General features: G+C 70.5%; 26 protein-coding genes. 11 read left to right on the top strand and 15 right to left on the bottom strand.

What is annotated here, in order from left to right; translation table 11 throughout:
• Positions 1 to 89: 89 nt before the first annotated feature.
• Positions 90 to 830: a glucose 1-dehydrogenase gene (locus tag ABIQ69_RS03005; protein WP_350348924.1), complete on the bottom strand. Its 741-nt coding sequence runs from the start codon at positions 828 to 830 to the stop codon at positions 90 to 92.
• 267 nt (positions 831 to 1,097) lie between these two features.
• On the opposite strand from ABIQ69_RS03005, the gene ABIQ69_RS03000 reads away from it, so the two are divergent.
• On the top strand, positions 1,098 to 1,319 hold the full coding sequence (locus ABIQ69_RS03000) for a hypothetical protein (protein WP_350348923.1): 222 nt from the start codon (positions 1,098 to 1,100) through the stop codon (positions 1,317 to 1,319).
• Positions 1,320 to 1,344: 25 nt separating this feature from the next.
• Here ABIQ69_RS03000 and ABIQ69_RS02995 read toward each other — a convergent pair whose 3' ends face one another.
• Positions 1,345 to 2,361, bottom strand: a complete 1,017-nt coding sequence (locus ABIQ69_RS02995; protein ID WP_350348922.1) for a helix-turn-helix domain-containing protein — start codon at positions 2,359 to 2,361, stop codon at positions 1,345 to 1,347.
• A 134-nt stretch (positions 2,362 to 2,495) separates the two neighbouring features.
• Between ABIQ69_RS02995 and ABIQ69_RS02990 the strand changes: the two genes are divergently transcribed.
• A complete protein-coding gene (locus ABIQ69_RS02990; protein WP_350348921.1) occupies positions 2,496 to 3,383 on the top strand; it encodes an alpha/beta hydrolase in 888 nt (295 codons plus the stop codon).
• A 177-nt stretch (positions 3,384 to 3,560) separates the two neighbouring features.
• Complete coding sequence (locus ABIQ69_RS02985) at positions 3,561 to 3,938, top strand: YciI family protein (protein ID WP_350348920.1); 378 nt, start codon at positions 3,561 to 3,563, stop codon at positions 3,936 to 3,938.
• A 34-nt stretch (positions 3,939 to 3,972) separates the two neighbouring features.
• Here the strand turns inward: ABIQ69_RS02985 and ABIQ69_RS02980 are convergent, their stop codons facing one another.
• Together ABIQ69_RS02980 and ABIQ69_RS02975 are read right to left on the bottom strand one after the other, a co-directional pair.
• On the bottom strand, positions 3,973 to 4,575 hold the full coding sequence (locus tag ABIQ69_RS02980) for a response regulator transcription factor (protein ID WP_350348919.1): 603 nt from the start codon (positions 4,573 to 4,575) through the stop codon (positions 3,973 to 3,975).
• Positions 4,572 to 5,798 (bottom strand): histidine kinase, encoded by a 1,227-nt coding sequence (locus tag ABIQ69_RS02975; protein WP_350348918.1) that lies wholly within the window; start codon positions 5,796 to 5,798, stop codon positions 4,572 to 4,574. Before ABIQ69_RS02975 ends, ABIQ69_RS02980 begins: the two co-directional genes overlap by 4 nt.
• Positions 5,799 to 5,940: 142 nt before the next feature.
• Here ABIQ69_RS02975 and ABIQ69_RS02970 point away from each other — a divergent pair, with 142 nt between their 5' ends.
• The 3 genes from ABIQ69_RS02970 to ABIQ69_RS02960 are packed head-to-tail and all read left to right on the top strand — an operon-like array spanning position 5,941 to position 8,375.
• Positions 5,941 to 6,486, top strand: coding sequence for a hypothetical protein (locus ABIQ69_RS02970; protein WP_350348917.1), 546 nt, complete (start codon positions 5,941 to 5,943; stop codon positions 6,484 to 6,486).
• 54 nt (positions 6,487 to 6,540) lie between these two features.
• Complete coding sequence (locus ABIQ69_RS02965) at positions 6,541 to 7,458, top strand: helix-turn-helix domain-containing GNAT family N-acetyltransferase (RefSeq protein WP_350348916.1); 918 nt, start codon at positions 6,541 to 6,543, stop codon at positions 7,456 to 7,458.
• The gene (locus ABIQ69_RS02960) at positions 7,455 to 8,375 is read left to right on the top strand and encodes an NAD(P)-dependent oxidoreductase (protein ID WP_350348915.1); all 921 of its coding nucleotides are present in this window, start codon (positions 7,455 to 7,457) and stop codon (positions 8,373 to 8,375) included. Before ABIQ69_RS02965 ends, ABIQ69_RS02960 begins: the two co-directional genes overlap by 4 nt.
• A 21-nt stretch (positions 8,376 to 8,396) precedes the next feature.
• On the opposite strand, the gene ABIQ69_RS02955 is transcribed toward ABIQ69_RS02960, so the two are convergent.
• Positions 8,397 to 9,152, bottom strand: coding sequence for a hypothetical protein (locus tag ABIQ69_RS02955; protein WP_350348914.1), 756 nt, complete (start codon positions 9,150 to 9,152; stop codon positions 8,397 to 8,399).
• 619 nt (positions 9,153 to 9,771) lie between these two features.
• Here ABIQ69_RS02955 and ABIQ69_RS02950 point away from each other — a divergent pair.
• Complete coding sequence (locus ABIQ69_RS02950) at positions 9,772 to 10,209, top strand: G5 domain-containing protein (RefSeq protein WP_350348913.1); 438 nt, start codon at positions 9,772 to 9,774, stop codon at positions 10,207 to 10,209.
• Positions 10,210 to 10,304: 95 nt separating this feature from the next.
• Here ABIQ69_RS02950 and ABIQ69_RS02945 read toward each other — a convergent pair whose 3' ends face one another.
• Both ABIQ69_RS02945 and ABIQ69_RS02940 read right to left on the bottom strand, forming a co-directional pair.
• Complete coding sequence (locus ABIQ69_RS02945; protein WP_350348912.1) at positions 10,305 to 12,047, bottom strand: DNA/RNA helicase domain-containing protein; 1,743 nt, start codon at positions 12,045 to 12,047, stop codon at positions 10,305 to 10,307.
• Positions 12,034 to 12,351, bottom strand: a complete 318-nt coding sequence (locus tag ABIQ69_RS02940; RefSeq protein ID WP_350348911.1) for a nucleotide pyrophosphohydrolase — start codon at positions 12,349 to 12,351, stop codon at positions 12,034 to 12,036. Before ABIQ69_RS02940 ends, ABIQ69_RS02945 begins: the two co-directional genes overlap by 14 nt.
• Before the next feature lie 572 nt (positions 12,352 to 12,923).
• On the opposite strand from ABIQ69_RS02940, the gene ABIQ69_RS02935 reads away from it, so the two are divergent.
• Positions 12,924 to 13,295, top strand: a complete 372-nt coding sequence (locus ABIQ69_RS02935; RefSeq protein ID WP_350348910.1) for a PH domain-containing protein — start codon at positions 12,924 to 12,926, stop codon at positions 13,293 to 13,295.
• A gap of 105 nt (positions 13,296 to 13,400) precedes the next feature.
• Here ABIQ69_RS02935 and ABIQ69_RS02930 read toward each other — a convergent pair whose 3' ends face one another.
• A complete protein-coding gene (locus ABIQ69_RS02930; RefSeq protein ID WP_350348909.1) occupies positions 13,401 to 14,759 on the bottom strand; it encodes a hypothetical protein in 1,359 nt (452 codons plus the stop codon).
• Positions 14,760 to 14,878: 119 nt separating this feature from the next.
• Here ABIQ69_RS02930 and ABIQ69_RS02925 point away from each other — a divergent pair, with 119 nt between their 5' ends.
• Together ABIQ69_RS02925 and ABIQ69_RS02920 are read left to right on the top strand one after the other, a co-directional pair.
• Positions 14,879 to 16,618, top strand: a complete 1,740-nt coding sequence (locus ABIQ69_RS02925) for a cytochrome b N-terminal domain-containing protein (RefSeq protein ID WP_350348908.1) — start codon at positions 14,879 to 14,881, stop codon at positions 16,616 to 16,618.
• A gap of 73 nt (positions 16,619 to 16,691) precedes the next feature.
• Entirely contained in the window at positions 16,692 to 17,789 is a 1,098-nt protein-coding gene (locus ABIQ69_RS02920) for a DUF2510 domain-containing protein (RefSeq protein WP_350348907.1), read from the top strand.
• A 51-nt stretch (positions 17,790 to 17,840) separates the two neighbouring features.
• Here ABIQ69_RS02920 and ABIQ69_RS02915 read toward each other — a convergent pair whose 3' ends face one another.
• Both ABIQ69_RS02915 and ABIQ69_RS02910 read right to left on the bottom strand, forming a co-directional pair.
• Positions 17,841 to 18,383, bottom strand: coding sequence for an SRPBCC domain-containing protein (locus tag ABIQ69_RS02915; protein ID WP_350348906.1), 543 nt, complete (start codon positions 18,381 to 18,383; stop codon positions 17,841 to 17,843).
• Positions 18,380 to 18,955, bottom strand: coding sequence for a helix-turn-helix domain-containing protein (locus ABIQ69_RS02910; protein ID WP_350348905.1), 576 nt, complete (start codon positions 18,953 to 18,955; stop codon positions 18,380 to 18,382). The genes ABIQ69_RS02915 and ABIQ69_RS02910 overlap by 4 nt, the downstream gene beginning before the upstream one ends.
• A gap of 104 nt (positions 18,956 to 19,059) precedes the next feature.
• On the opposite strand from ABIQ69_RS02910, the gene ABIQ69_RS02905 reads away from it, so the two are divergent.
• Positions 19,060 to 19,956 carry a hypothetical protein gene (locus ABIQ69_RS02905; RefSeq protein WP_350348904.1) on the top strand — a complete coding sequence of 299 codons (897 nt, stop codon included), beginning with the start codon at positions 19,060 to 19,062 and terminating at the stop codon, positions 19,954 to 19,956.
• Here ABIQ69_RS02905 and ABIQ69_RS02900 read toward each other — a convergent pair.
• From ABIQ69_RS02900 to ABIQ69_RS02880, 5 genes are all read right to left on the bottom strand, one after another.
• Entirely contained in the window at positions 19,940 to 20,725 is a 786-nt protein-coding gene (locus tag ABIQ69_RS02900; RefSeq protein WP_350348903.1) for a cytochrome c oxidase assembly protein, read from the bottom strand. The genes ABIQ69_RS02905 and ABIQ69_RS02900 overlap by 17 nt on opposite strands.
• Positions 20,718 to 21,239, bottom strand: coding sequence for a DUF2243 domain-containing protein (locus ABIQ69_RS02895; RefSeq protein WP_350348902.1), 522 nt, complete (start codon positions 21,237 to 21,239; stop codon positions 20,718 to 20,720). The genes ABIQ69_RS02900 and ABIQ69_RS02895 overlap by 8 nt, the downstream gene beginning before the upstream one ends.
• A gap of 119 nt (positions 21,240 to 21,358) precedes the next feature.
• Positions 21,359 to 22,060 carry a M23 family metallopeptidase gene (locus tag ABIQ69_RS02890; RefSeq protein WP_350348901.1) on the bottom strand — a complete coding sequence of 234 codons (702 nt, stop codon included), beginning with the start codon at positions 22,058 to 22,060 and terminating at the stop codon, positions 21,359 to 21,361.
• A gap of 9 nt (positions 22,061 to 22,069) precedes the next feature.
• Complete coding sequence (locus ABIQ69_RS02885) at positions 22,070 to 22,888, bottom strand: DeoR/GlpR family DNA-binding transcription regulator (protein ID WP_350348900.1); 819 nt, start codon at positions 22,886 to 22,888, stop codon at positions 22,070 to 22,072.
• Between the two features lie 17 nt (positions 22,889 to 22,905).
• Positions 22,906 to 25,299 carry a hypothetical protein gene (locus ABIQ69_RS02880; RefSeq protein ID WP_350348899.1) on the bottom strand — a complete coding sequence of 798 codons (2,394 nt, stop codon included), beginning with the start codon at positions 25,297 to 25,299 and terminating at the stop codon, positions 22,906 to 22,908.
• Positions 25,300 to 25,327: the final 28 nt, after the last annotated feature.

Below are 25,327 nucleotides of genomic sequence, written 5' to 3'. Positions count from 1 at the left end.
GGGCCGGGTCGGCGGCTCGACCCTAGCGCACTGACAGAACGAGCGGATGCCCCGGGCCCGAGGCATCCGCTCGTCTGCGTTCGCGCGCCTCAGTCGGCGTAGTGCGCGAGGCCCGCGGTCTCGCCGCCGTCGGCGACGAACTCCGCGCCGGTCGAGAAGCTCGACTCGTCGCTGGCGAGGAAGAGCACGAGGTTCGACAGCTCGATGGGCTCGCCCTGCCGGTGCAGCGCGACGTGGCTCTGGCTCGCGTCGAGCCCCTCGGTCATCGGGGTGCGGATGCTGCCCGGGTGCACCGAGTTGACGCGGATGTTGTACTTGCCGAGGTCGAGCGCGGCGTTCTTCGTGAGCCCGCGCACGCCGAACTTCGCGGCGTTGTAGCCAGGCAGCGCCTCGTAGCCCTGCAGGCCCGCGGTCGAGGAGACGTTGATGATCGAACCCTTGCCCGACGCCTTCAGCGGCTCGATCGCGGCCTTGATGCCGTAGAACACGCCCGTCAGGTTGATGAGGATGATCTTGTCCCACGCCTCGAGCGTGTACTCCTCGATGGAGCCGAAGTTCGCGATGCCCGCGTTGTTCACGAGGATGTCGAGACCGCCGAACTCGTCGACGGCGACCTGCACGGCCGCCTGCCACTGCGCGAAATCGGTGACGTCGAGGTGGACGTAGCGGGCGTTCTCGCCGAGCTCGGCGGCGAGCGCCTCGCCTTCGGCGTCGAGCAGGTCGCCGATCACGACCTTGGCGCCCTCCTGCACGAGGAGGCGGGCGTGGGATGCCCCCATGCCGCGGGCTCCGCCGGAGATGAGGGCGACCTTGTCTTGGACGCGTGCCATAGTGCTGACCCTTCGTTCGTCGGTTCACGGGGATCCGGGTCGGATGCCCCGTGGCGGGTCGGCATCGGCGGGCCGGCGCTCGGCCGGCGAGGGGTGTCGACCCCGTTGTCTGGTAACGGGTCTACTCTACATCTGTCGAATAACTGTGGCGCCGACGCGAAGGCTTCGAACCCACCTGCGACGCGTCAACCCCCTGACGGGGGCGCGGACGCCGAGGGATCGTGCAGGTGGCGCGGCGACGGCCGTGTCATCGAGGGAGGAACGACCATGACGATGCCCCAGGATGTGCCCGACCCCGGACAGGACGGCCGTGCGAGCGGTGTCGGGTCCGACGCCGACCCGACGACGGAGGAGCAGACCGACAACCCGTCGCGACAGCCCGACGCCCCGCACACCGGCGGAGGGACCGGGCAGGGCGAGGATGACCGGCCGCTCGACGAGTCCGCCGACGGAGGGCTGTCGGGCGGAGCGCCGTCACCGCCGGACTGAGCAGGCGACGGCCCGGCCCGCCCGCTCAGGCCGTGACGAGGGCCCCGCGGAAGGTCTTCCGGTAGGCCGAGGCGCTCGTGCCGACGAGGCGCTCGAACTGCCGCCGAAGCGATTCCGACGTGCCGAGCCCGACCATCGCAGCGATCTCCGAGACCGGGTGGTCGGTGGTCTCGAGCAGCGCCTTCGCCTGATTCACGCGCTCCCGCGTGATCCAGTCGAAGACGCTCATGCCGGTGTCTGCGCGGAACTTCCGCACGAGCGTGCGCTCGCTGACGTGCTCGTGCGCGGCGAGCTGGGCGAGGGTGAGCGGCTCGTCGAGGTGCTCACGCAGCCACCGGAGGAATGACTCGACTGGCGGTTCGGCGTCGAGGCGGATCGAGTCCTTCATGAACTGCGCCTGCCCGCCCGGGCGGTGCGGCGCGCTCACGAGGATCCGGCTGAGGTCGTTCGCGTACGCGTGCCCGAGATCGAGCGAGAGCAGGTGCAGCGCGAGGTCGGTGGCGCTGAAGATACCGCCCGAGGTGTGCACCTCGCCGTCGTCGACGTAGAGGTGCTCGGCCTGCAGGGTCGCGAGCGGGAACTCCTCGCGGAACTCCTTCGACAGCACCCAATGCGTGGTCGCGCGTTTGCCGTCGAGGATGCCCGCCCGTCCGAGGATGAACGCGCCCCCGCAGAACGACACCATGCGGGCGCCGGCGTCCCGCGCGGCGCGGAGCGCGGCGAGCAGCTCGGGCGAGCGCTCGGCGAGCGGCTCCTCGAGGCCCGGCACGAGCACGGTGTCGGCGGTGAGGAGTGTGTCGAGCGGCGCCAGCTCCCCCGGATCGGTGCCCGAGGGCAACACGACGCGAGGCTGCTCACCGACGAGCACGACCTCGTAGGGCGTCTCGCCGTCGCCGGTGACCGCGGCGAGCGACGGCATCCGGCGGCCGAACACCTGCTGCGCGACGGCGATCTCGAGCGCGACCGTGTCGGGCACGACGACGATGGCGAGCACGTGGCGGTCGCGACCGCGTGACGTGGGTGGCTGCTTGGCGGGGCGCATCCGTCTCCTCCCCAGGGTTGGCGGGATCCGTGGTCATTGTGGCGGGCGACGTGGCAGGTCGGCAAGCACCGAGCGGCACGGTGGAACCAGGCAACGAAACATCCACTCGCACCACCTCACGACAGGAGCAGATCATGAACACCACCACCACCACCGCCACCGCCGCCGACCTCGCCTTCGTCACCCGCGCGAACGCCTCGGCCAAGACGCCCGTCCTGTTCGTCCACGGGCTCTGGCTGCACGCCACCAGCTGGCAGCCCTGGGTCGAGCGCTTCGACGCCGAGGGCTTCGTGTCGTACGCCCCCGGCTGGCCGGGCGAGGCCGACACCGTCGCCGAGACGCGGCGCCACCCCGAGCGGGTCGCGGGCGTCGGCATCGAGCAGATCACCGAGCGGTACCGGGGCCTCATCGCCCAGCTCGACCGGAAGCCCATCCTCGTCGGCCACTCGTTCGGCGGGCTCATCGTGCAGAAGCTCCTCGGCGAGGGGCTCGGCGCGGCGGCCGTCGCGATCGACCCGGCGCAGGGCCGCGGCGTGTATGTGCTGCCGCCCGTGCAGCTGCGGAACGCGCTGCCGGTGCTCGGCAACCCGTTCCAATTCCGCGGGGCGAACGCGCAGTCGCAGGCGCACTTCGCGCAGGCCTTCGGCAACGCGATCTCGCGCGAGGAGTCCGACGCGATCCACGAGGCGGTGACGATCCCGTCGCCCGGCCGCCCGCTGTTCGAGTCGGCAACCGCCAATGTGCTGCCGAACTCCCCCGCCGCGGTGCGGGTCGACGCTGAGCGCGGTCCGCTGCTCATCATCGGCGGCGGCCTCGACCGCACGGTGCCCGCCGCGTCGAGCCGGCGCGTCTTCCGCACCTACCGCAACGCATCGACGATCACCGAGTACAAGGAGTTCGCCGACCGCGGCCACTCCCTCGTCTTGGACTCCCGCTGGCCCGAGATCGCCGCGTACGCGCTCGGCTGGCTGCGGTTCGTCGGCGTCGCGCCGGCGAGCGAGACGGCGGATGCCTCCGCGTGAGCGGGCTCCGCGGGAGCCGGCATCCGCATGAGCGACGGATGCCTCGGGCCGGGCGCACCAGCGCCCGGCCCGATCGTGTTCCGGATTTCTTCGGCGCCGTGTCGATCCGGGCGCAACTCGTTCGACGCATGAGTGAGGGCGGCCAACACGGCAGCCCCATCACGAAGGGATCGACCGATGACGCAGTACTTCCTCACCGTGCCGCACGACTCCGCGACGGAGCCGACGATGGAGTCGATGAAGGAGTTCGACCCCGCGGACTTCGCCGAGGTGATCGCCGCGGTGGACGCGTTCAACACCGCGCTGAAGGAGTCGGGCGCGTTCCTGTTCGCGGGCGGGCTGAACCCGCCGTCGACGGCGAAGACGGTGGATGTCTCGTCAGGCGAGACCCAGGTGCTCGATGAGCCGTTCGCGGCGGCGGAGTCGTACGTCGGCGGGTTCTGGGTGATCGAGGCGGCCGACGAGGCCGCCGCGATCGAATGGGCGACGCAGGCGTCGCAGGCACTGCAGTGCCGCATCGAGGTCCGGGCGCTGCAGGAGGAGCCGACGGAGTGACGGGGCGGTGGAGCCGCGCGTGGCGCAGGGCCGGTCAGATCCAGCCCTGCTGCCACGCCTTCTCCGCGGCTTCGTGCCGTGACGAAGCGTCGAGCTTCGTCATCGCCGATGAGAGGTAGTTGCGGACGGTGCCCGGAGCGAGGTGCAGGCGGTCGGCGATCTGCTGCACGCTCATGGTCGACCGGCTGTACCGCAGGGCGTCGAGCTCCCGGTCGGTGAGGGGGCAGCGCTCGGCGGTGAGCGCGGCGGCGGCGATCTCGGGGTCGATGTAGCGCTTGCCCGCGGCGACGTCGCGGATGACGTGCGCGAGCTCTTCGGCGGGGGTCGACTTCGGCACGAAGCCCGAGACCTTGCTCGCGAGGGCGCGCCGCAGCACGCCAGGGCGGGCGTGCCGGGTGACGATGACGACGCGCGTCGGCACCTCCTGAAGGATGCGGGCGGCGGCCTCGAGTCCGTCGGCCTCGGGCATCTCGAGGTCGAGGAGGCAGACGTCGGGTTTCGTCGCGATGGCCTGCTCGACGGCGGCGAGGCCGTGCTCGGCGGTGGCGACGACCTCGATGTCGGGTTCGAGGTTCAGCAGCGCGACGAGGGCGCCGCGGATGAGGTGCTCGTCGTCGGCGACCAGGAGGCGGATCATGCGCGCACCGCCGGCGGCACCTCGGTGCTTGCGGCGCCCGACACCGCGGCGGCCGGCACGGTAGCTCGGAGGACGAAGCGGCCCGAGGCATCCGTGGTGGTCTCGAGCGTGCCGCCGACGGCGGTGAGCCGCTCGCGGAGGCCGGCCAGCCCGGATCCCGGCGCGCTGCCGGCCTCGTCGAGCGCTGCGGTCACGCCGTCGTTGGTGATCTCGAGCACATGCTGGCCGTCGGTCGATGACAGCACGATGGTCACCCGCGTGGCGGCGCTGTGCCGCAGGATGTTGGTCGTCGCCTCGCGCACGACGGACGCGAGGGCGCTGCGGTGCGCGGCATCCGCGGGCAGTTCGCCGACGCGCAGCTCGCAGTCGGCGCCCGCCGCGGTGAGCACCTCGCGGGCGTTCTCGAGCTCGTCGTCGAACGCGACCTGCCGGTAGCCGGCGACGAGCGAGCGGGTCTCTTCCAGGGCCTGCTTCGCGATGAGCCGGGTCTCGTGGATGTGCTCGCGCGCCGCCTCGGGGTCGATCGCCAGCAGGCGTTCGGCGAGCTCGGACTTCAGCGAGATGACCTGCAGGTGGTGGCCCTGGATGTCGTGCAGGTCTGAGGCGAAACGCAGCCGCTCCTGCGTGACCGCGAGCTCCGCCGCGGTGCGGCGATGCCGGTCGAGCTGCACCACGATCTCCCACCACCACAGGCTGCTGAGCAGCATGAACGGCACGGAAATCCCGTAGATCGCCGTCGCCCAGCCGCCGGGACCGGTCGCCGACGCACCACCGTCGCCCGAAATCGCGCCGACGATGACGGGGTGCGCGATCGCAATGAGCAGGGATGCCCCGAGCGTCGGCCACCGCCAGCGCTGAGGCAGCAGGCAGGCGACGAGCGCGAACGCCACCCACAGCGCCGCGGCACCTTCGAGGCCGGCGTCTGCAGTGAACAGGCTGAGCCCCCACACCGCGACGGCCGGTGCGAAGAGCGCGACCGTCCACCACGGATTCGGCAGCCCGCCGCCGCGGCCGACCCGGAGGAACCAGCAGTACCGGATCTGCATCGCGGCCGACACGAGTTGGAGCACGATCAGCGTGGCCGACATCGGGCCCGGCGACGCCGCATACGTCTCGAGCATCATGAGCGCGACGAACACCGAGTAGAAGCCGACGAAGAACACGATCGATCCGAGCGTGTAGAGCCACGTGGTGTGGACGCTGCGGGAGTGCTCGGCGGGCATGCCTCCGAGCGTAGAGCAGTGACATTTGTCACCCGCCGGCGTGCGCGAACGCATGCGGAATCGGTGATGCGGCGGCACTGTGGAGGGCCGCTCGGGTTCCGAAGGATGGAGGCATCAGCTCGTCCACTCGAAAGGCTCCGTCATGATCGACGCACTGCAGGACTTCACCACCGGCTTCCCCGACTGGCTCCAGTGGCTCGGGGTGATGATCGTCTCGGCCATCCCGTTCGTGGACTCCGAGCTCGGCGCCGTCATCGGCGTGCTCATCGGCCTGCCGACGGCCATCGCGGTCGCGGTCGCCGTGATCGGCAACATCGTCGCGATGCTGATCTTCGTGCAGACTGCCTACAGCGCGCGCACGAAGGTGGTCGCCCATCAGCGCAAGCGAGCGCTGGTCGGCGCCGGCGTCGCCGGGGACGACCCTGCCGGGACATCCGCCGCTTCGCCGGTACCGGCGGCCGAGTCGCCGCGCCGCGAGAAGCTGCGCCGCGCGTTCGACAAGTACGGCGTCGCCGGCGTGAGCCTACTCGGCCCGACTATCCTGCCGAGCCAGATCACGTCCGCCGCGATGGTGTCGTTCGGTGCCGACCGCAAGCTCGTCATCATCTGGGAGTCCATCGCGATCACCCTGTGGGGCGTCGCGTTCGGCGTGCTCGCGAGCCTGGGGCTGTCGCTCGCGCTGCGGTAGGGCGTGGCTCGGGCACTCTTGTCGTCGTCCATTTCTCTGACTAAGGTCAGAGAAATGGACGACATCGCCCGTGTGCGGCGGTTCAACCGCACGGTGACCGAGCGGGTCGGCGCGCTCGACGACCACTACCTCGCACGCGGCCGGCCGCTCGGCCAGTCGCGACTGATCTGGGAGATCGGCGGGGCGGATGCCTCGGGCGCCGACGTCCGCGAGCAGGGCGTCGAGTTGCGCGCGCTCCGGGCGCGGCTCGGTCTCGACGCCGGTTATCTCAGCCGCCAGCTCCGCGCGCTCGAGCGCGAAGGCCTCGTCGAGGTCGCGACGCTTCCCGGCGACACGCGCGTTCGCGTGGCCCGGCTGACGGACTCCGGGGCGGCCGAGGTCGCCGAGCTCGATCGCCTCTCCGACGAGCTCGTCGAGGGCATGCTCGCCCCGCTCACCGCGGGGCAGCGCGAACGGCTCGTGCGGGCCATGGACGAGGTGCGGCTGCTGCTCGCGGCGAGCAGCGTGGAGATCGCGGTGACCGACCCGCGGGAGGCATCCGCTCGGTTCTGCATCGCGGCGTACTTCGAGGAGTTGCAGAGCCGGTTCGACGCGGGCTTCGACCCGCAGGTCACGCGGACCACCACGGACGCGATGTTCAGCGACCCGCACGGCGCGTTCCTGGTGGCGACCCTGCACGGCGAGCCGGTCGGATGCATCGGACTCATGCTCCACGGCGACGACCCGGCCGAAATCAAACGGCTCTGGGTCGCGCCTTCGGCCCGCGGCATGGGGCTCGGGCGACGGCTGCTCGCCGCCGTCGAGGAGGAGGCGGCCCGCCGTGGCGCGACCACCGTGCGACTCGACACGAACCGCGCCCTCGTCGAGGCGATCGCCCTGTACCGGGCGACCGGCTACCGCGAGATCGACGACTTCAACGGCGAGCCGTACGCGGACTTCTGGTTCGAGAAGCCCCTGGGCGGTGCGGCGTGACGCGCACGCACCCGGCCGACCGCGGCCCGGTTTCGGCGCGTTCGGGCGCCGTGGGCTTCATCGGCCTGGGCGTGATGGGCGAGCCGATGGCGCGCAACCTGGTCGCGTCGGGCGTCGACCTCGTGGTGTGGAACCGCTCGGCGGCCGCGCTCGATCGCCTCGGCGCCGCCGGCGCGCGGGTCGCGTCGACCGCCGCCGAGGTCTTCGACCTGGCCGACGTGGTGCTCGTCATGCTCGCCACGGAGTCGGCGATCGACGAGGTGCTGGAGCGCGAGGCATCCGGCCTCGAACGGATGCTCCGCGGCCGGATCCTCGTGAACCTCGGCACCAACTCCCCCGCCTACGCCGCGGCGCTCGCCGCCGACGTCGCCGTGGCGGGCGGCAGCTACGTCGAGGCGACGGTCTCGGGGTCGCGGGTGCCAGCCGAGCAACGGCAGCTGGTCGGCATGCTCGCAGGGCTCCCTGACGCAGTCGAGCGGGCGCGCGCGATCGTCGCGCTCCTGTGCGCGCAGACGTTCGTGTGCGGCGACGCCGCGCCCGCCGCGACGCTGATGAAGCTCGCGGTGAACTCGTACCTCATCTCGATGGTGACGGGGCTCGCCGAGGCGTTCCGCTTCGCCGAGGCGAACGCGCTCGACCTCGACACGTTCCAGTCCGTGCTCGACGCCGGCCCGATGGCGTCACCGGTCTCGCGCGTGAAACTCGACAAACTTCGGCGAGCGGATGCCTCGCCGCAGGCGCGCATCTCCGACGTACTGAAGAACGCGCGACTCGTCGTCGAAGCGGCCGCTGCGGCGGGGGTCTCGAGTCCGCTGCTCGATGCGTGCGTCGAGTTGTACGCCGCGACCGAGCGCGCCGGGGACGGTGGCGACGACATGATCGCGGTGGCGCGGGCGATCGGGGGGCGCGGCGCCTGATCAGCGGGGCAGCCTGGCACCCTACATCAGCTCGACCGCCTCATCGGTGAGCTCGGCCACCCGCTCGGCCATCGCGGCCAGGCGTTCGCGGCGGGCGGGCTCGATCACGACGATCGTCGCGACGCGCTCCGAAGCGTCAGATGCGCCACCGAGGCAGAGGGTGATGTCCGCGCGCAGGTGCTCAGCGAGGGCGAGCCGGGCGGATGCCTCCGCGCCCGGCCTGCCTGAGCGGGTGGCGACGAGATCGCGCGCGACTTCGAGCCGGCGGTCGGCGATCTCGATGCGTTCGCGGAGTTGCAAGTGGACGTAGGTGAGACCGGGCGCTGCGTCCTTCTGGTGCGTTTCCTCGGCGCCCTTGGTCGGCTCCGCATCCATGAAGACCGGTGTCTCGGGCATCTCGGTTCCTCGCGCCCGGGCGACGTGCTGTGCCAGCGCGGCCGTCTCCGCATCGAGCGTCTGCTCGATCCAGTCGCAGGCACGGATGATTCGCGCGTTGCGTGCGCTCGTGAGCTGGGTGCTGCTCGGGGTTGCCTCGCCGTTGAGGCGCTGCAGTCGGAAGGCGTCGATCAAGACCCGTCGTGCCGTGTCGAGCGCTGCCCGGAGTCGGCCGGTGGCTTCGGCGCCCAGCTCGGCTTCGGCGAAGTCGGCTTCTTCAGCGGCCTCGCGGATCCGGTCGTCGGCCGCGAGCAGGGCTGAAGCGGCCCGCCTCGCCAGATCGGCTTCGCGAGCCCCGAGCTCGTGCGCACCCCGCCTGCGCCTGACCAGGAATCCGGTCATGGGGGGATTTTAGGTCCGCGGGGAGCAGATGGGCGAGGAGAAGACCGGTCTGTTGCATGCGGCCCTCGAGTTGGGGCTTTTCGCCACCCGTTGGGCTGCAGATGCTGAGGAGACAAACGACGCCCCGATTCAGGTCGTGCTCCCCTCGTGCGCGAGACCTGTGGCGGCAGAACACCCACCCCCTCGTGGCCTCGGCCCATTGGTGGTATCGCGAAGGAGAAGTATGACCAGCAGCCAGCCACCGGGCCACGGCGGATCATCAAGCCCGCAAGGTCGACTTGGCACTTGGTGGCGAGCTGCGCCCGCATCCACCAAAGTCGTATCCGTCGCCACCTCAGCGGCCGCGGTCCTCGTTCTCGCATTCTGGGGGCCTGCAGGCTTGCTGCTCGTGGCAGGCATTGCCGCAGGTGCAGTGGGACTCTACGCCGTGCTTCACGGGTCATTCGCCCGACTGAAGATTGGGCGCCGTCCAGTCGGCGCGGCGGTGCTGGCGGCTGGGGTGTTTGCCTCGAGCATCGGCGGTGCCGCGCTCGCCGCGACACAGCCGCCGTCCTCACACGAGTCGTCGCCGAGTGCGCCACCCAGCGCGACACCGACGCCCACTCCTACACCGACTCCAGTGCGGGAGGAGACAATCATCGAGGAGCTCGTTGCTCTCCCCTTTTCAACTTCAAACGTCGATGACCCCAACCTCGACGCTGGGGTCACCGCCGTCGCGACGACGGGAGTCAACGGGCAGAAGCTCACCCGGATTCGGGTCGTCACGTTGGACGGCTCCGAGATCTCACGAGAAGTGATCGAGGAAGTGATCACTGTCGAGCCTGTGAACGAAGTCATCGCGGTCGGATCGCGTCTCCCACCGCCGCCCCCACCACCTCCTGCGGCCGGCGGGTGTGACCCGAACTATGAGGGAGCGTGCGTTCCTGTCGCCTCGGATGTCGACTGCGCTGGAGGCAGCGGCAACGGTCCGGCTTACGTCGATGGCCCCGTGTCGATCGTCGGGTACGACGTGTACGACCTGGACCGGGATGGTGACGGCGTCGCCTGCGACGTCTGAGACGGATGCTTCCAACGCCTTCGGTTCGCCTCGGTGCCCGCCGCGTCGCCCGTAGGCGGGCGGCGGACGCGCCGAAGCCGACGGGCAGCGGTCGGCTACAGCGCCGGTGTCGGATTGCTCCCGAAGAACTGACGTAGATACTCACGAAGGTCGGGGTCACATACGTATACGTATGTGCCCCGCATCCCGCGAGTGAGCAGGACACCATAGATGTTCGTGACGAACCGCAGCAGATCGTCGTCGGTGTAGATCAGACCGCGCGCTGGATTGTTCTCCTTGCCCTTCTTGTCGAAGTACGACGCACGGTCGACTCTCAGGTGCCCTCGGTGGCGATCGAACCGCAGGTCGCGGCCGATGATGACGCCCGCGTAGTTCAGGTCGTAACCCTGGACTGTGTGGATGGACCCCACTTCATCGATAGCTCCCGGTGAATTGATCCAGTCAACTTGCATTCGGTTCCAGCGGAGGCGGATCCCGTCGAGTTCGATGTCGAAGGCGGCCGAATCCTTGCGACTCTTCCAGTCCCAGGCGTAGCCGGAGACCATACGAGCGAGGCCAACCTCTTGATCACGGTCGCGGATCGCTGTGGCCATCTCGGAGAGGTCATCAAAGAACCGCAAGTCGTAAGTGGGGAAGGCGAGTACTGAGGCCGCTTCCCCGCTGAGCACGTCCCTGACGTATGAGATGTAGTCACCGCCTGCCAACACCCGCATCTGAGAGAGAAGCGGGTAGTGGCGGCGGGTCTTCCTTGCCTCATCCACCAATTCGCGAAGGACCTGCGCGGGGAGATCAGCGGGACGCACGCTCTGTGCGGCGTCGAGGAGGAAGATCTGGTGCGCGCTTTGTGCTCGCACCCAGTCGAGCTGGGTGCGTGACAGGTCGTCCGCTCCGAAAAGCGAACGGGTGATATCCGTGAAGGCCCTGTTCAGCGTGCCCGCGGACTGATTCGCACGTTGAGTGAGCCGATGTGACTCATCGACGATGAGCAAATCGAAACGCTCCACACTCTTGCCCACCTCGAACGGTGTCAGGACCATGCTGGGATGAAGACCTGGAGTGCGACGGAACACATCTTTGATAGACGCTCGCAAGGATTGCTGTGGAACGACCAAGCCCATACGGAAGTCACGCAGCAGCTCGGGGAAGCCTTCCACAAAGAACTCTGAGAACAGCGAGTCCGCGTCGCTCTTATGGCTCGGCGTCGACATCTGGATGTCTCGCAGCAGCTTCATGAGGAAGATTCCGACGACGGTCTTCCCCGTACCGGGATCGCCTTGGACGACGATCGTGCTTCCCTCACCCCGCTCTACGTCCGCGAACAACCCTTCCAGAATGTCCTCGATCGCCACGGCTTGGTCCTGGTTCAACGCCTTATATGGCGACAGCTTGAAGAGATCGCTGTTCTCGATCTCTGGGAGTGATCGAGCGAAGAGTCCCTGCGCCCGCAGCTGTTCGAAAATCTCGGTGAACGTGGCCCGATAGCGTGCGCGATCGAAGTAGTCGGCATCGGTAATGCCTTCGTTTCGATTGAGGACTCGGAATCGGCCGTCGCCCGCGAAAAGACGAATGAGGTACGACTCGAGGTCGAGGCACGCCGACTTGTTGAACGTGTCGTCGACGATAATCCGCACCGCGCCGAGCTTCTCTTGTTGCTTCGACGGCGAATCCAGGTGCTGTCTCATGCGCACGACAGCGTTCAAGGTTTCGCCGATATAGACCTGATTGCGGCCGTTGATCGCGTATACGACCGGCCAGTTGGAGTGTCTGCCGTCTGGCAGTGCCCAATCTCGCAGCGTCGCCTTGTTGAACGGGAGGTGCTCGATCCTAAAGCTGGTCATACTTGTCGCTTCGTCCGCGTGCGACGTCGGCGGGGTATTTGGCGCGGGTGACCTCCAGCTTGTCGAGCACGATCTGCTCGGGGTCGACGCCAAGCCGATCAGCTAGGAGCATGCAGTACGTCAAGACGTCAGCAAGCTCCTCGCTGACCCTCGAGGCATCAGGTGGACTTCCCCACTGAAAGCACTCCAGCAGCTCGCCAGCCTCGATACTGATGCTCTTCGCAAGGTTCTCCGGAGTGTGGAACTGTGCCCAATCTCGTTCCTCGATGAACGACCGGAGAGCCTGATTGGCCGCGGTACCCATGGCGACGAGCTTAGGGCGCGGCGCCCCCTCCGTCTCAGAAGGACAAAGGGTCGCGTCAGGCTCGTCGTTCGGCGGATGCAGACATATGGTCATCACATGGCACGAGTCCGTTCCTTCAGTGAGACCACTACCGCATCCCGGGCGCACCCGACGGAAGTCGATGCCGAATGGAGCGTCGTCAACCTGGCCCAGAGTCGGCTCTTGCAGATTTCGACGTACGGCTCGGATCAGAGGCAGGGAACGGGCGTCTCCCAGACTCTCCAATTTGACGAAACCCAGGCCCGCGCGCTGGTGGAAGCGATCTCGAAGACGTTTCCCTCTCCCTGACGGTGCCCGCCGCCGTCATCCCGCGCGGCGTTCGGGGGAGCGCCCGGAAACCGCGCGCCGGCGTCAGAACGCTGAACCCCTGCCGTGTCATCGCGTCGCCAGAGAGTGAACGGCTGCCGATCAAGCGGCGAACGTACGCATCCCCGGCTGCCTCCCCGAGCCGAACCGGCGGCATCTGATGCCACCGTGGCTCGACGCTGACGGTCGGCAGACCGCCGAAGCATCGAACGAAAGGACACCACCCCGTGGAAACCGCACCCATCCTCGCCTGGACCCTGCGCAACGAGATCCCTGTTCCCGCCGACGTGCAGACGCTGCTCGTCGAGGGCGAACAGGCCGTCGCGTCGTTCCAGACCTTCCGCGACTCCGCGACCTTCACGACGAAGCGGCTCATCGTGCGTGACGCGCAGGGGCTGACCGGCAAGAAGGTCGAGATCTACTCGCTGCCGTACAGCTCCATCCACATGTGGTCGACCGAGAACGCCGGCGGTCTGCTCGATCGCGATGCCGAGGTCGAGCTGTGGACGAAGGCGGGTCACATCAAGGTGAAGCTGACCAAGGGGGCGGACATCCGTCGCATCGACAGCCTGCTCGCCTGGGCGGTGCTCCAGCACTGAGCCGCGAACGCGGCCGGCGATCCCGGCGCGTCGTCGGCCGCCGCTTCGTCTGAGCAGACGCCGGACCGCCGTGCCGAGGTACCGACGCGCGCCGCGACGAGAACCTCAGTCGAAGATCCCGTCCAGCACACTCCCGATCACAAGCCCGCCGAGAATCCCGCCCATCACATCGCCGCCGCCGCCGCGGGGCCGGCCCCAGTTGCCGCCGCCGCCCCAGCCGCCACCGCCGCCCCACGGGTCCTGCGGGCGTGACGAGTCGATGTCGCGGGTCGCGAGCTGCAGCGCCTCGGCGGCGAGGTAGGCCGCGCGCCGGGCCATGGCCATGGCCTCTTCGCGGTGGTCCTCGTGGATGGTCGGCACGGTCGAGGCGGGCACGCCCAAGAACCGATCGAGGTCGAGGCGGATGCGCTCGGCCTCGGCGAGGCGGGTGCGGGCGTCGGCGCCGATCCAGCCGCGGTGGCCGGCGATGACATCGCGGGCGACGGCGAGCTGGCGGTCGGCGTCGTCGATCGCGTGGCGCACGTGCTCGAACGGCGGGATGGGCCGGGCCGCGCGTTCGCGGGCGGCGGCGATCGCGGCATCCAGTCCGGCGTTCGCTTCGCGGAGGCGCGTGAGCTGCGTGAACGGGTCGGTGTTCACACCGGCGGCAGGTAGCGCGGCGAGCGCGGCCTGCAGATCGGCGATGGCAGCGCTGACCCCGGTGGAGTGCGGCTCCTTCAGGGCGACGGCGAGGTCACCGCGGGAGTCTTCGACGATCGCGGCGAGCGTCGACTCGGCGCGGAGCGCCTCCACCTCGAACGTCTCGACGGCGTCGAGCAGGGTGCCGGCGCGGCGCACCGACTCGGTCGCGGCCTCGAGCGCGAGATTCGCCTGCTCGCGCTGGCCGGCCTCACGCCGGCGTTCGGCGACGCCGGCGCTGTGCTCGGCGAAGCCGAGCAGTTGCTCGGCCTCGGCCGGGTTCGACTGCACCTGCGACAGTGCCTCGGGCGCGTACCGTGCGGCGAGGCGCTCGATCGTCTCGCGGGCCTGAGGGATGCGGGCACGCAGGCGCGTGGCATCCGCTCGCACACCGGCGATGATCTCGGGAGCCCGGCGCGCCCGCGCGATGCGCTCGGCGAGCGCGGACGTCTGCTCGTCGAGCAGATCCTCGGCCCACTCGCAGAGCTGCACGATGCGGGCGTTGCGCTGCCGCAGCTCCTCCGCGGTGTCGGGGATCTCGTCGTGGTTCAGCTGGTTCAGCCGGAACGCCTCGCCGAGGTGCGTGCGCACCGACGCGAGCGCCTCCCGCAGCGGGCCCACGGCCTCGTGGCCGAGCTCGGCCTCGGCGAACACCAACTCGTCGGCGGTGACGCGAATGCGCTCGTCGGCCGCGACCAACGCCGTCCCGGCCCGGCTCGCCAGCACGGCGTCCTGGGCCTGGAGTTCCTGATCTTCACGCTTGCGCTTGCCCCAGAACCCGGCCATGTCCTCGATCCTAGGGGCGCGGCTGGGAGCCGGCTCCATGCCCGGAGCATCCGCCCTCACCTGTCACAAATCCGACCGCTGCGGCGTCATATGAGTGAGAGCCGATCGAGGAGCAGCGGATGCGCAGCAGCGGGGTCACCACCGGCGACGAGCGACACGAAGGGGGCGGAGCGAGCCGCGGCGCGCGGCCGCCGCGTCGGCCGTCGGTCACGGATCGGCTCGCGGCACGGGCGGGCCGGGCGCGCGTGTTCGGCCGGCAGCTGTCGGATGTCACGGACGAGCTCAGGCGGCGAGCCATCCCACTGCACTGGACGAACCTCTTCGGCGTCGTGACGTTCGCGTGCCTCGTGGTCGTCACCGTGTCGGGGCTGCTGCTGATGTTCTTCTACACGCCCTCGAGCGAGCTGACGACGTACGAGGGCGGGTACGCGCCGCTGCACGGCGCCGAGGTGTCGCAGGCGTTCGCGTCGACGATGCGGCTCACGTTCGAGATCCCCGGCGGGCTGCTCGTGCGGCAGGCGCACCACTGGTCGGCGCTGCTGCTGCCAGCATCCATCATCATGCAGCTCGCGACCACGTTCTTCACCGGGGCGTTCCGGCGGCCGCGACGCGGGATGTGGCTGCTGCTCTTCGGCATCTTCGTCGCCGCGCTCGCCGCGGGCTGGAGCGGATACGCACTGCCCGACGACCTGCTCTCGGGCACCGGCCTGCGCATCACCGAGGGCATCGCGCTCGGCATCCCGGTGGTAGGCACGTGGCTCACGTTCGGACTGTTCGGCGGCGAGTTCCCGGGTGAGATCATCGAACGGCTCTACCCGCTGCACATCGTCGTGTTCCCGGCGCTGCTCATCGGGCTCGTCGCATTCCGCGGCTACATCGCCTGGAAGCGGCGCCCGCCGCAGTTCCCCGCGCCCGGACGCACGAACCGCAACATCGTCGGCATCCCCCTCTGGCCCACGGCCGCCGCACGCGCGACCGGCCTGTTCCTCATCGTCTGCGGACTGCTGACCCTCGTCTCCGCGACCGTCACCGTGAACCCCATCTGGCTCTACGGCCCGGCCGCGCCGGGCGACGCCTCCGCGGGCAGCCAGCCCGACTGGTACACCGGATTCCTCGACGGCGCCCTCCGGCTCGTGCCGCCCGGCTGGGAGGTCGTGTGGCTCGACCGCACCTGGACGCTCGCCGTCATCGTGCCGCTCGCGGTCGTCACGATCTACCTCGGTGCGATCGCCGTGTACCCGTTCGTCGAGGAGTGGGCGAGTGGCGACCGCCGCGAGCACCATCTCCTCGACCGCCCCCGCAACGCCGCCACCCGCACCGCGATCGGAGTCGCCGGCATCGTCTTCTACGGCACCCTCTGGATCGCCGCGAGCGCCGACCTCATCTCTACGCACTTCCACGTGAGCTTCGAGCACGTCATCCTCGCGCTCCAGATCACGCTGCTCGCCGGCCCCGCCGTCGCGTTCTTCATCACCCACCGCGTCTGCCTCGCCCTCCAGCGCAAAGACCGCGAGGTGCTGCTGCACGGTTACGAGACCGGACGCATCGTGCGCCTCCCCGGCGGTGAGTACGTCGAGGTGCACGCCCCGATCGACGCGTGCGAGCGCTGGCGGATCACCGCGAGCGACCAGCCGCAACCGCTGATGCTGCGCCCGGACGCACGCGGCCGGATCTCGATCGCCCAGCGCCTCCGCGTGCGGCTGTCGCGGTTCTTCTTCGAAGACCGCATCGAGCTGGGCACGCGGGCGGTCGGCGCGACGGGCGAGACGGATGCCCCGGGCGAGGTGGATGCCTCTGAGCAGACTGATCCCCCGGAAGGCAGGGACGTCTCGCCCGCTCAGCCCCTCGGCGTTCGGTGACCCCACCGGTGGCCCCCATTCTGGGGGCATCCCTTCGTCGACCCCGTTCTCGCGGTTCTGCCAGCATCGAGGGATGAGTGATCCGAACGCGACCCCTGCTGGCTGGTACGACGACGGTTCCGGTACGGGCACGCTTCGGTACTGGGACGGCTCGGCCTGGACGGAGCACCGCATGCCCGCTCCGCCCGCCGCCGCCCCCGACGCGGCCGCCGTACCGCCGGTCGAGAGCGCACCCGCTGCCGCCGTGCCGCCCGTCGAGAGCGCACCCGCCGGGGTCGGCGCACCCGCCGGCTTCGCCGCACCCGCCGGGGCCACCGCCCAGGTCGGCACCGGCGTGCCGGCGTATGCAGCGGGCGAGGCATCCGCCGTACCGCCCGTTTCGCCGTACGGGAGCGGATACCCGGGCGCACCGGTGCCGCCCGGCGGCTCCGCACCGCAGCAGAGCCGCAAGCCGCACGTGCTCGGCATCATCGCGCTCGCGGTCGCGGCGGTCGGCTTCATCTTCGCGTGCATCCCCGGCGCCCTGATCGTCGGCTGGGTGCTGCTGCCCATCGCCTTCGTGCTGTCCATCGTCGCGCTCTTCCTGAAGGGCGCGAAGTGGCCGGCCATCACCGGACTCGCCGTGTCGATCGTCGGCACGATCGTCGGTGTCATCGTCTTCGTCGTCGTCGCGTCGAACGCGTTCAGCGACGCCGTCGACGGCACGACCGGCGGCTCCAGCTCCAGCGAGCTGCCGGCGGAGGAGTCCGACGCGCCCGAGGAGCCCGTCGAGCAGCCCGCCGAGACCCTCGCCTTCGGCGACACCATGGTCTACGAGGACGACGTCGAGCTGAACGTCTCCGCTCCGGCGCCGTACACCCCGAGCGAGTACGCCGCCGGCGCCGATCAGGCGGCCAACATCGTGTTCACGATGACGATCACGAACAACTCCACCGAGAACCTCGACCCGCTGCCGATGCCGCAGCTGTCGTCGGGCGGCCAGGAGGCGAGCGAGATCTTCGACTTCACGGCCGACGGGACCGACATCGGGCTGCCGCCGACGAACGTGCTGCTGCCCGGCCAGTCGGTGACGTGGCAGTCGGCGTGGTCGGTCGCCGACCCGGCGTCGCTGACGCTGCAGGTCGCGCCCGGCTTCCTCTACGAGGACGCGATCTTCACCAACGTGCAGTAGCGGCGAGCCGCTGCAGACGAGGGGCCCCGGCGGATGCCGGGGCCCCTCGTCCTACACCGCGACCGGGAACCGTGCCGCGAGCCGGTCGAGGATCGGGGCGAGACTCTCGGCCATCTCGGCGAAGAACTCACGCTCCCAGTCGGCGCCGCTGCCGTACGCGCTCGTGACGACGCGGATCACGCAACTGCCGCCCGACGCCGACTCCACGAGGAACTCCGTCGCGATCGGCGACACGGCATCGAGTCCGTCGCACACCTCGGCGAGCGGCACCCCGATCGACGCGAACCACTCCGCCATGTCGGGCGCGACGTCTTCAGGACGCTCCGCGATCGGCCATGGCTCATCGTATGCGAACCGGGTGTTCGGCGAGTAGTCGGTGACGACGCCCGTCGAATTCATCTCGCCGAGATCGAACGACACCTCGCCGCCGACGCGCGGATCGAGCCGGGCCGGCACCATCCACGACGAGATGCCCTCGGCGGTCGCGATGGCCTCCCACACCTGCTCGGGCGTGGCGGCCACCTCGTAGGTGCGCTCCATGCGGTACTCGCCGGGCGCGGGCTGCGCCTGGCCGGATGCTTCTGACTGGTTCATGATGTCTCCTTCGGTCGCGGGTAGGACGAGACGGTCAGCCGGTGCGGCCGCCCGTCGTCGTGGTGGTAGCGCGCCACGAGCTCGGCGAGCGCGGTCTGCAGGTCGGCGGCGAACGCCGCCCGGTCCTCGGGCGAGGCGAAACCGATGACCGTGTCGACGGTGAGGGTCGGCAGTCGCGTGGAACCGGATGCCTCGCCGGCGATGGCGCCGACCTCGGCCACCGAACGGGCGTTGACCGCGATCAGGTAGGCGGCCGACATCCGGTCGGGAATCGCGTCGGGGTCGACGGCGGAGCGCTGCACGACGCCGGGCGACGCTACGAGGTGACGGGCCGAGCGCTGCACGACGCGTTCGGTGATGCCGCCCCACGCGCGCGTCTCGACGAGTTCCACGAGCCCGTGCGCCTCGAGCGCCTTCAGGTGGTAGTTGACCTTCTGCCGGGTCAGGCCCACGGCCGCCGCGATGGTCGCCGCCGAGCCGGGCTCGGCGAGCGCGTCGAGGATCGCTGCACGAACGGGGTCGAGCGCGACCTCGACGGCGGCCGCCTCGGCGAGCACTCGGACGTCATCCATGCGCCACACGCTACGCTTGACAATATTTGTTGTCAAGGGGTTCCCAGGCGTATTCCGAACCTCCTGCGTCCGCATCGCACCGAGCCGCCGCGCACGTATCAGATATGGATCGAGCCGGTTCCGTCCACACGCTGACACTGCGCATCGCCACGAGCGGCGTGGTCGCCGCCCTCACCCTCGGCATCCCCGCGTCGTTCGCCGCAGCAGCCGGCGTCGATGCCTCGGCCGAGGCATCCGCTTCCTCCGCATCGGCGGCTGTCGCCCGGATCGAGCGCGAGACCCACGCGAACGCCGCGGAGTTCCGCGTCGCGGCCGTGCAGCGAGCGGCAGAGGATGCGCTCAGCAGTGCGGTCGCCGATGCGGAGGCCGCGGTGGCGGAGGCATCCGCGAAGGTCGATGCCTCAGAGCTCGCGAACGCGCTCCCCCGCCTCCGCGCGACGGATGCTTCGCCCACCGAGCTGCGGGCGGCCGCCGGCGAGCTCGCCGAGATCGCGGCACGGCTTCGCGCCGCGATCGCCGCGTACGACGCCGAGCAGCAGCGCCTCGCCGCGGAGGCGGCCGCGGCGGAAGCGGCACGCGCGGCCGAAGCCGCCGCGGACGACGCCGCATCGGACGGCGACTCCCCGTGGAGCGGGCCGAGCGGCGGAGCCGGAGGCATCCCAGCCGGCGGAACCGGCGTCGACCACGTGGAGTACGTCTACGGCTGGGGCGACCAGTCGGCAGTCGACGCCTGCGCGGGCAGCGTGTTCTTCGACGTGTACGGCGGCGCCGGACTCGCCGAACACTGGCACTGCGGCGGCTCGGAGTTCCCGACCTGGGCCGGCGCGATCATCGAGATCCCCGGGTACGGCCTCTACCGCAGCGAGGGCATCGCCGCCGTGCTCGACGCGTACGTCAACACGACCGAGGATCTGCCGACCGGATTCGACCTCTTCTATCAGACCTGTCTCGGCGGGGACACGTCGCGCCTGGCGATCATCGGCCTCACGCGGATCGGGTGATCGCTGCCGGCACCCCGCGCGGCCGCGTCGCTCGGTACCACTGCGCGCAGAGCACGGCGATGATCACGGCGTCGATCACGTCGCCGCCGTAGTACATCAGGATGCCTCCCGCCTCGGCCTCCGCCATCGGAACCCCGGCGGGAGGATGACCGACGAGCCACTTCGCGAGCACGCCGTGCGCGGCGAACACGACGAGCAGCACGCCGGCGCGCAGCGCGAACGACGCGCGATGCGGGTCGGGATCGAGGCCGATCATCGACGCCGTGAAGAGGTAGCCCGCCAGGAGCAGGTGCACGTTCACGGCGGCGGCGAGCAGCGGCTCGTCGTGCATCCGCGCGAACACGTCCGTCGTGTACAGCAGCCACAGCCCGCCCGCGTTGATCGCGCCCGCGGTGATCGGATGCGTGAGGAACCGCACCGGCAGTGAGCGCAGCAGCGCGGACAGGCGGCGCGCCGGTACCACCGCGAGCGCGCGGAGCGCGAGGGTGACCGGCGCCGCGAGCACGAGGAGCAGGGGCGCGAGCATGCCGATCAGCAGGTGCGCGGCCATGTGCGCCGGGAAGCTCTGATGCGCGGCATCCGCGAGCGGGCCGACCACTGCCGCGGTGACCGCGGCGACGCCGGCGACCCAGCAGGCGACCCGGCGCCACGGCCATGGCAGACGCCGGCGCGTGCGGTGCACCGCGGCGACGTAGCATCCGATCGCGGCGGCCGCGAGGGCGATGCCGATCCAGTCGGCCGGCAGCCCGCTTGCGTGGTGCTCAGGCATCCGCGCTCCGCCGCCTCGTGCGAACCGTGAGCACCACGCCCGCGGCGACGAGCGCGATCGCGATGAGGTTCCAGGTCAGGTCGTAGGGCAGGAGGTCGACGTCGTACCGGATCTGGTGCAGCTCGAGCAGCTTGTGATGCACGATGCCGTCGTACAGCTGGAAGCCGCCCGCGCCGAGCAGCAACCCGGCCCACCAGCGGGGCCACCACACGGCATGCCGGCGCGCGAGGTCGGCCAGCAGGAACATCGAGCCGATCGACGCGAACCAGCCGAACGCGTGGAAGAGTCCGTCGGACACGAGACCGATCTCCGGCGTCGAGCGGTCGTAGAAGTGGTGCCAGTGCAGCAGCTGGTGGAACACGACCTCGTCGACGAACGCGGCGATGCCGACACCGAGCAGCAGGCCCGCGAGCAGATTGCGACCGGAGGCCTCGTCGCGTGCGGACGGCTCGTCGCGTGCGGATGCCTCGCCGGCTCCCGTCGCCGCTGATCGTGCGGATGCCTCGCCCGCCATGCCGGTCCCCCGTCCGTCGCCGGGCCGGATCGCGGCCCGAGTGGTCCGGCCAGTCTGCGAGCGCGGCCCGTCGCCGGCCAGGGAGTTGCCGCACCCCGTCGCCGGTGCTAGGCAGGGCGTCAGCCCACCGAGCGGATGCGCTCCCGGCGCCCGGGGACGCCCGAACGCACCGGCGTCCACACACCGTCCCGCTCCACCTCGTACGCGCGGAACGCGCAGGGGATGCCGCGGGCCACGAGCGGGTCGGCGGCATCCATCAGCTGGAAGTGCAGGTGCGGCGAGGTGGAGTTGCCGGTGTGACCGACCCGGCCGAGTACCTCGCCTGCAGCCACCCGCTGGCCCGGCGCCACCTGCACCGACCCCGGCGCGAGGTGCACGAGGCCGGCGAAGAGGCTCGGGCGCGTGGCATCCGTCGCCCGCAGCACCACATGGTTGCCCAGGATCGACGGCAGCTTCTCTGGCGTGAAGGTCGCAGCGACGCGGATGGAGCGCGCGACCTCCGCGAACGGCTGCACCCACGTGCGCTCCGCCATGCCGTCGCTCGCGACGACGACCTCGGCGTCGAACGGCGCGTGCACCGGCTGCCCCCACGCGTAGCAGTCCTGCGCCCGCACGCCGATCGTCGTCCGGCGCAACGAGCTCGTCGGATGCTCGTGCACGCCGCGCCGCGCGTCGACCTTCACGAAGTCGTACGCGTACCGCTGCCCGAGCAGGTCGGTGCCGTGGCTCGGTACGCGATGGGCGGGAGTGGTGACCGCCATCCACCCCTCGCCGCGGAGCGGGAAGTCGACGACCACGGCATTGCTCCGCTCGGCATCCACGCGGTGAGCCTACTCGCGCCGGGCGGCGCCCTCGCGGGCCGGCTCCCTCCGCCGCTCCGGCGCGCCCACGACGTCTACGACGAGCCCGGCCCGCCGGCCGCGCTCCACGAGCGCCTGGCTGGCGCCGTCGTCGGTGATGATGCGCGACAGGTGGGCCGTCGGCACCGTCGTGATGAGCGAGTCGGCGCCCATCTTCGTGTGGTCGACCAGCGCGACGACCTCGGCCGCCGAGGCGGCCATCGCACGGTCGACCTCTGCGACGCGGGCGTTCGGCGTCGTGAGTCCGCGCTCGACGGTGAACCCGTTGCCCGACAGGAACGCGAACGGCGCCCGTAGCCCGGCGAAGAACCGTTCGGCGCGCGAGCCGACGAGCGCCCGCGTGTGCCCGCGGACCTCGCCGCCCGCGAGGTGCACGTCCACCCGTTCGGCGTCGGCGAGCGCCTCCGCCACCAGGATGGAGTTGGTCCACACCTGGATGCTCTTGCCGGCGAGTCGTGCGGCGAACTCGAGGGTCGTGGTGCCGGCGCCGATGATCACCGCGTCGCCGTCGAGCACGAGATCGGCGGCCGCGCGGGCGATGAGCGCCTTCTCCCGCATCGCGACCTGCGATTTCTCATGGAAGCTCGGCTCGAGCGTGTGCCGGGTGCGGACCCGGGCCACGCCCCGCGCGTATGAGATCCGCCCGTGCGCGGCGAGCTCTCGCAGGTCACGACGCAGGGTGACGGCGGACGCGGCGACGTCGCTCTCGAGATCGGCGAGCCGGGCTTCACCGCGACGCTGCACCACCTCGACGATCCGCTGCTGGCGCTCCGCCTTCGTCACCGACACCGCCCCCTCGCTCGTCCCTACTCTTCCACGACCTCCTCGGATGCGGCAGACCCGGCATCGGCGGCGTGGTCGGGCAGCCCGGTGGCCTTGCCGATCACGCGGATCCGGTCGAGCGTGCGCTCGGCCTCGTTGCCGTTCGCGTCGAGTGCGCGCACCTCGACATCCCAGACGCCCGGCCGCAGCAGCACCGGCTCGGTGTACGCGGTCCAGTCCCCGCGTTGCGTGCGGAACTCCACGGATGCCACGCCCGCCGCGTCATCCGTCACGTCGAGCACGAGCCGCGCCGGAGACCGGACCGAGCCCGCCGGCCCCGGCCTGCCGTCGACGGACGCCTCGATCACGGGTGCGACGACGTCGTCGAGGGCTTCCGCCGGGGCATCCGACACCCGGAAGCTCCCGTTCTGCACTGCCCAGAGCGACAGCACCGACCACGCCGCGTGCATCGCGACCCACTCCTCGCGACCGTTGTACGTGTCGTCATCTGAGGCGAGATAGGTGCGGCCATCGGTCGAGCGCGCCTGCATCGCCAGCGCATCCCCGCCGTGCAGCTCGAGCCAGTAGCGGCCGTCGCGGCTCGCCGCCTGGTCCACGCCGAACGCCGCCGAGATGGCGTCGACCGCGACGAACTGCAGCCGGCGCGACTTCCCCCAGTCGGTGCCCTCGGGGTAGTACACCGACCCCGACCCCTCGAGGTAGATCGTCCCGCCCGGGGAGACGTACGGCGGCGACGGGTAGTCGTGATCGACGAAGTTGCCGTACAGCAGCTCCATGTTGTGCAGGGCGGCCGCGGGCGTCGGTCGGCCGGCGAGCGTCGAGGTGGTGCCGGCATACAGCTGCTGCACCATCGTCGCCATGTAGTCGGGATGCAGCAGGTCGTGGTTGTACGCGCGCCCGTCCTCCTCGACGTTCCAGCCATCGATCCAGTCGGCCAATGGGCGACCGTTGATCGGCGTGGCATCCTGCACGTCGCTCGGCTTCGCGTGCGCCGACAGCAGCAGCTCCACGTTCTTGGTCATCCAGGCGTCGTGGCGCGGGTGCTCGGGGAACATCGCCGTCGCCACCTGCAACAGCATGGAGTTCCACGAGTTCTCCTCGGCCTTCGTATCGCCCGGCGACACGACGGTGCCGTCGGCGGCCGTCCAGTAGGGCACCCGGTAGTCGATGAACCGGTCCGCCTCGGTCTCGACCATCAGCCCGACGAGACGCTGGTCCTCGACGCTCAGGTCGTCCCACAGCAGCCACCCCGCCTGGCCGGCGAGGGCCGCCCAGAGCGCACCCTGCCACGACGTCGACCCGCTCCAGCCGCCGCGCGTGTTGGCGTAGTGCGCCTTCGCGAGCGACCCGATGAGGCGCACCGCCTTGGCGCGCGCCTCCGCCTCGGGCACGCCGGTGACGGCTGCGTCGTACGTCCCCGTGACGAGCGCGGTGGCGAGGGCCGTCGCCTCGGCTGCGGCCGGACGGATCTGGTGTTCACCCGTGCCTCCGAAGTTCAGATATCCGGATGCCTGTGACCCGAACTTGTTCTTCCACCAGGTGGTGAGCGCGTACTCGTTCGAGTTGCGGAGCACCTCGCCGACGATCGCGTCGGCACCCGAGAGCTGCGAGTCCCCGAGCGCACGCCAGTCGATCGGCACGACGGCGGCGTCGGGCTGCGGCGGCGGCGGGGGCGGGGTGCCGTCGTGCAGGAGGGTGAACTCCTCGAACCGCGCCGGAATGGCCGGGGCGCCCGCCGTGCCGGCCATGGCGAACAGGCCGACCTTCACGAACTGCCCGGTGGCGACCGGCGTGCCGACGGGCGTCCAGGCGACGCCGTCCGCCGAGTAGTGCGCCGTGATCTGCTGGCCGTCGCTCACGAGCTTCAGTGAGAACCGCGTCGGCCACTGCGCGATCGGACGGTCGATCGGCGAGGGCACCGTCGGAGCACCGGCCACCTCGCGGAGGAAGAAGAGCCGGCCCAATCCGTTCGCGCGGCCGGAGAAGGCGAGCGAGGCGTAGTTGGCGTCGTCGGTGTACAGGATGAGACCGGCCTGCTGGCAGCACGCGCTCGGCGCGAAGTCGATCGTCGTCGAGGCCTCCCAGCTCCCCCAGCCCGGCGCTTCCTGCAGCAGCACGTTCTTCGCGGTGTTCGTGCCGCCGTAGAGGTCGCCGGGCAGTGCGGTGAGCGTGAGTGCGCCATCGGCGACCTTCAGCGCGGCGTCGTCTGGGCGCACGCGCTGCCACTTCGACGTGTCGAGGCTCGTGCCGTCGAACGTGTCGGTGCCGGGCAGCGGGACGAGGCCTGCCGCGGCCGTCGCGTCCGGGCCCGTCGTCTCGGCCGCCGCGGCCGGCGCGAGCCCCGTCGCCAGCAGTGCCGCGGTGGCGATCGCCGCCACGGCCGACCAGGCGGCCGCGCGGCCGCTGCGTGTGCTCATCATCGAGTACTCCCGTCACGTCATCGTG

Origin of the sequence: Agromyces sp. G08B096 (assembly GCF_040267705.1) — a bacterium.
In the GTDB taxonomy this organism is placed as follows: Bacteria; Actinomycetota; Actinomycetes; order Actinomycetales; family Microbacteriaceae; genus Agromyces.
This window is presented reverse-complemented; position numbering and strand designations above follow the sequence as displayed.

What these genes read in the sequence shown, in the direction of transcription:
- ABIQ69_RS03000 (WP_350348923.1), top strand. Translation starts at nt 1,098, where the DNA reads ATGACGATGCCCCAGGATGTGCCCGACCCCGGACAGGACGGCCGTGCG.
- ABIQ69_RS02970 (WP_350348917.1), top strand. Translation starts at nt 5,941, where the DNA reads ATGATCGACGCACTGCAGGACTTCACCACCGGCTTCCCCGACTGGCTC.
- ABIQ69_RS02905 (WP_350348904.1), top strand. Translation starts at nt 19,060, where the DNA reads ATGGATCGAGCCGGTTCCGTCCACACGCTGACACTGCGCATCGCCACG.
- ABIQ69_RS02925 (WP_350348908.1), top strand. Translation starts at nt 14,879, where the DNA reads ATGCGCAGCAGCGGGGTCACCACCGGCGACGAGCGACACGAAGGGGGC.
- ABIQ69_RS02880 (WP_350348899.1), bottom strand. Translation starts at nt 25,299, where the DNA reads ATGAGCACACGCAGCGGCCGCGCGGCCGCCTGGTCGGCCGTGGCGGCG.
- ABIQ69_RS03005 (WP_350348924.1), bottom strand. Translation starts at nt 830, where the DNA reads ATGGCACGCGTCCAAGACAAGGTCGCCCTCATCTCCGGCGGAGCCCGC.
- ABIQ69_RS02945 (WP_350348912.1), bottom strand. Translation starts at nt 12,047, where the DNA reads ATGACCAGCTTTAGGATCGAGCACCTCCCGTTCAACAAGGCGACGCTG.
- ABIQ69_RS02975 (WP_350348918.1), bottom strand. Translation starts at nt 5,798, where the DNA reads ATGCCCGCCGAGCACTCCCGCAGCGTCCACACCACGTGGCTCTACACG.
- ABIQ69_RS02980 (WP_350348919.1), bottom strand. Translation starts at nt 4,575, where the DNA reads ATGATCCGCCTCCTGGTCGCCGACGACGAGCACCTCATCCGCGGCGCC.
- ABIQ69_RS02995 (WP_350348922.1), bottom strand. Translation starts at nt 2,361, where the DNA reads ATGCGCCCCGCCAAGCAGCCACCCACGTCACGCGGTCGCGACCGCCAC.
- ABIQ69_RS02930 (WP_350348909.1), bottom strand. Translation starts at nt 14,759, where the DNA reads ATGGCCGGGTTCTGGGGCAAGCGCAAGCGTGAAGATCAGGAACTCCAG.
- ABIQ69_RS02915 (WP_350348906.1), bottom strand. Translation starts at nt 18,383, where the DNA reads ATGAACCAGTCAGAAGCATCCGGCCAGGCGCAGCCCGCGCCCGGCGAG.
- ABIQ69_RS02990 (WP_350348921.1), top strand. Translation starts at nt 2,496, where the DNA reads ATGAACACCACCACCACCACCGCCACCGCCGCCGACCTCGCCTTCGTC.
- ABIQ69_RS02910 (WP_350348905.1), bottom strand. Translation starts at nt 18,955, where the DNA reads ATGGATGACGTCCGAGTGCTCGCCGAGGCGGCCGCCGTCGAGGTCGCG.
- ABIQ69_RS02895 (WP_350348902.1), bottom strand. Translation starts at nt 21,239, where the DNA reads ATGGCGGGCGAGGCATCCGCACGATCAGCGGCGACGGGAGCCGGCGAG.
- ABIQ69_RS02940 (WP_350348911.1), bottom strand. Translation starts at nt 12,351, where the DNA reads ATGGGTACCGCGGCCAATCAGGCTCTCCGGTCGTTCATCGAGGAACGA.
- ABIQ69_RS02955 (WP_350348914.1), bottom strand. Translation starts at nt 9,152, where the DNA reads ATGACCGGATTCCTGGTCAGGCGCAGGCGGGGTGCGCACGAGCTCGGG.
- ABIQ69_RS02900 (WP_350348903.1), bottom strand. Translation starts at nt 20,725, where the DNA reads ATGCCTGAGCACCACGCAAGCGGGCTGCCGGCCGACTGGATCGGCATC.
- ABIQ69_RS02985 (WP_350348920.1), top strand. Translation starts at nt 3,561, where the DNA reads ATGACGCAGTACTTCCTCACCGTGCCGCACGACTCCGCGACGGAGCCG.
- ABIQ69_RS02920 (WP_350348907.1), top strand. Translation starts at nt 16,692, where the DNA reads ATGAGTGATCCGAACGCGACCCCTGCTGGCTGGTACGACGACGGTTCC.
- ABIQ69_RS02965 (WP_350348916.1), top strand. Translation starts at nt 6,541, where the DNA reads ATGGACGACATCGCCCGTGTGCGGCGGTTCAACCGCACGGTGACCGAG.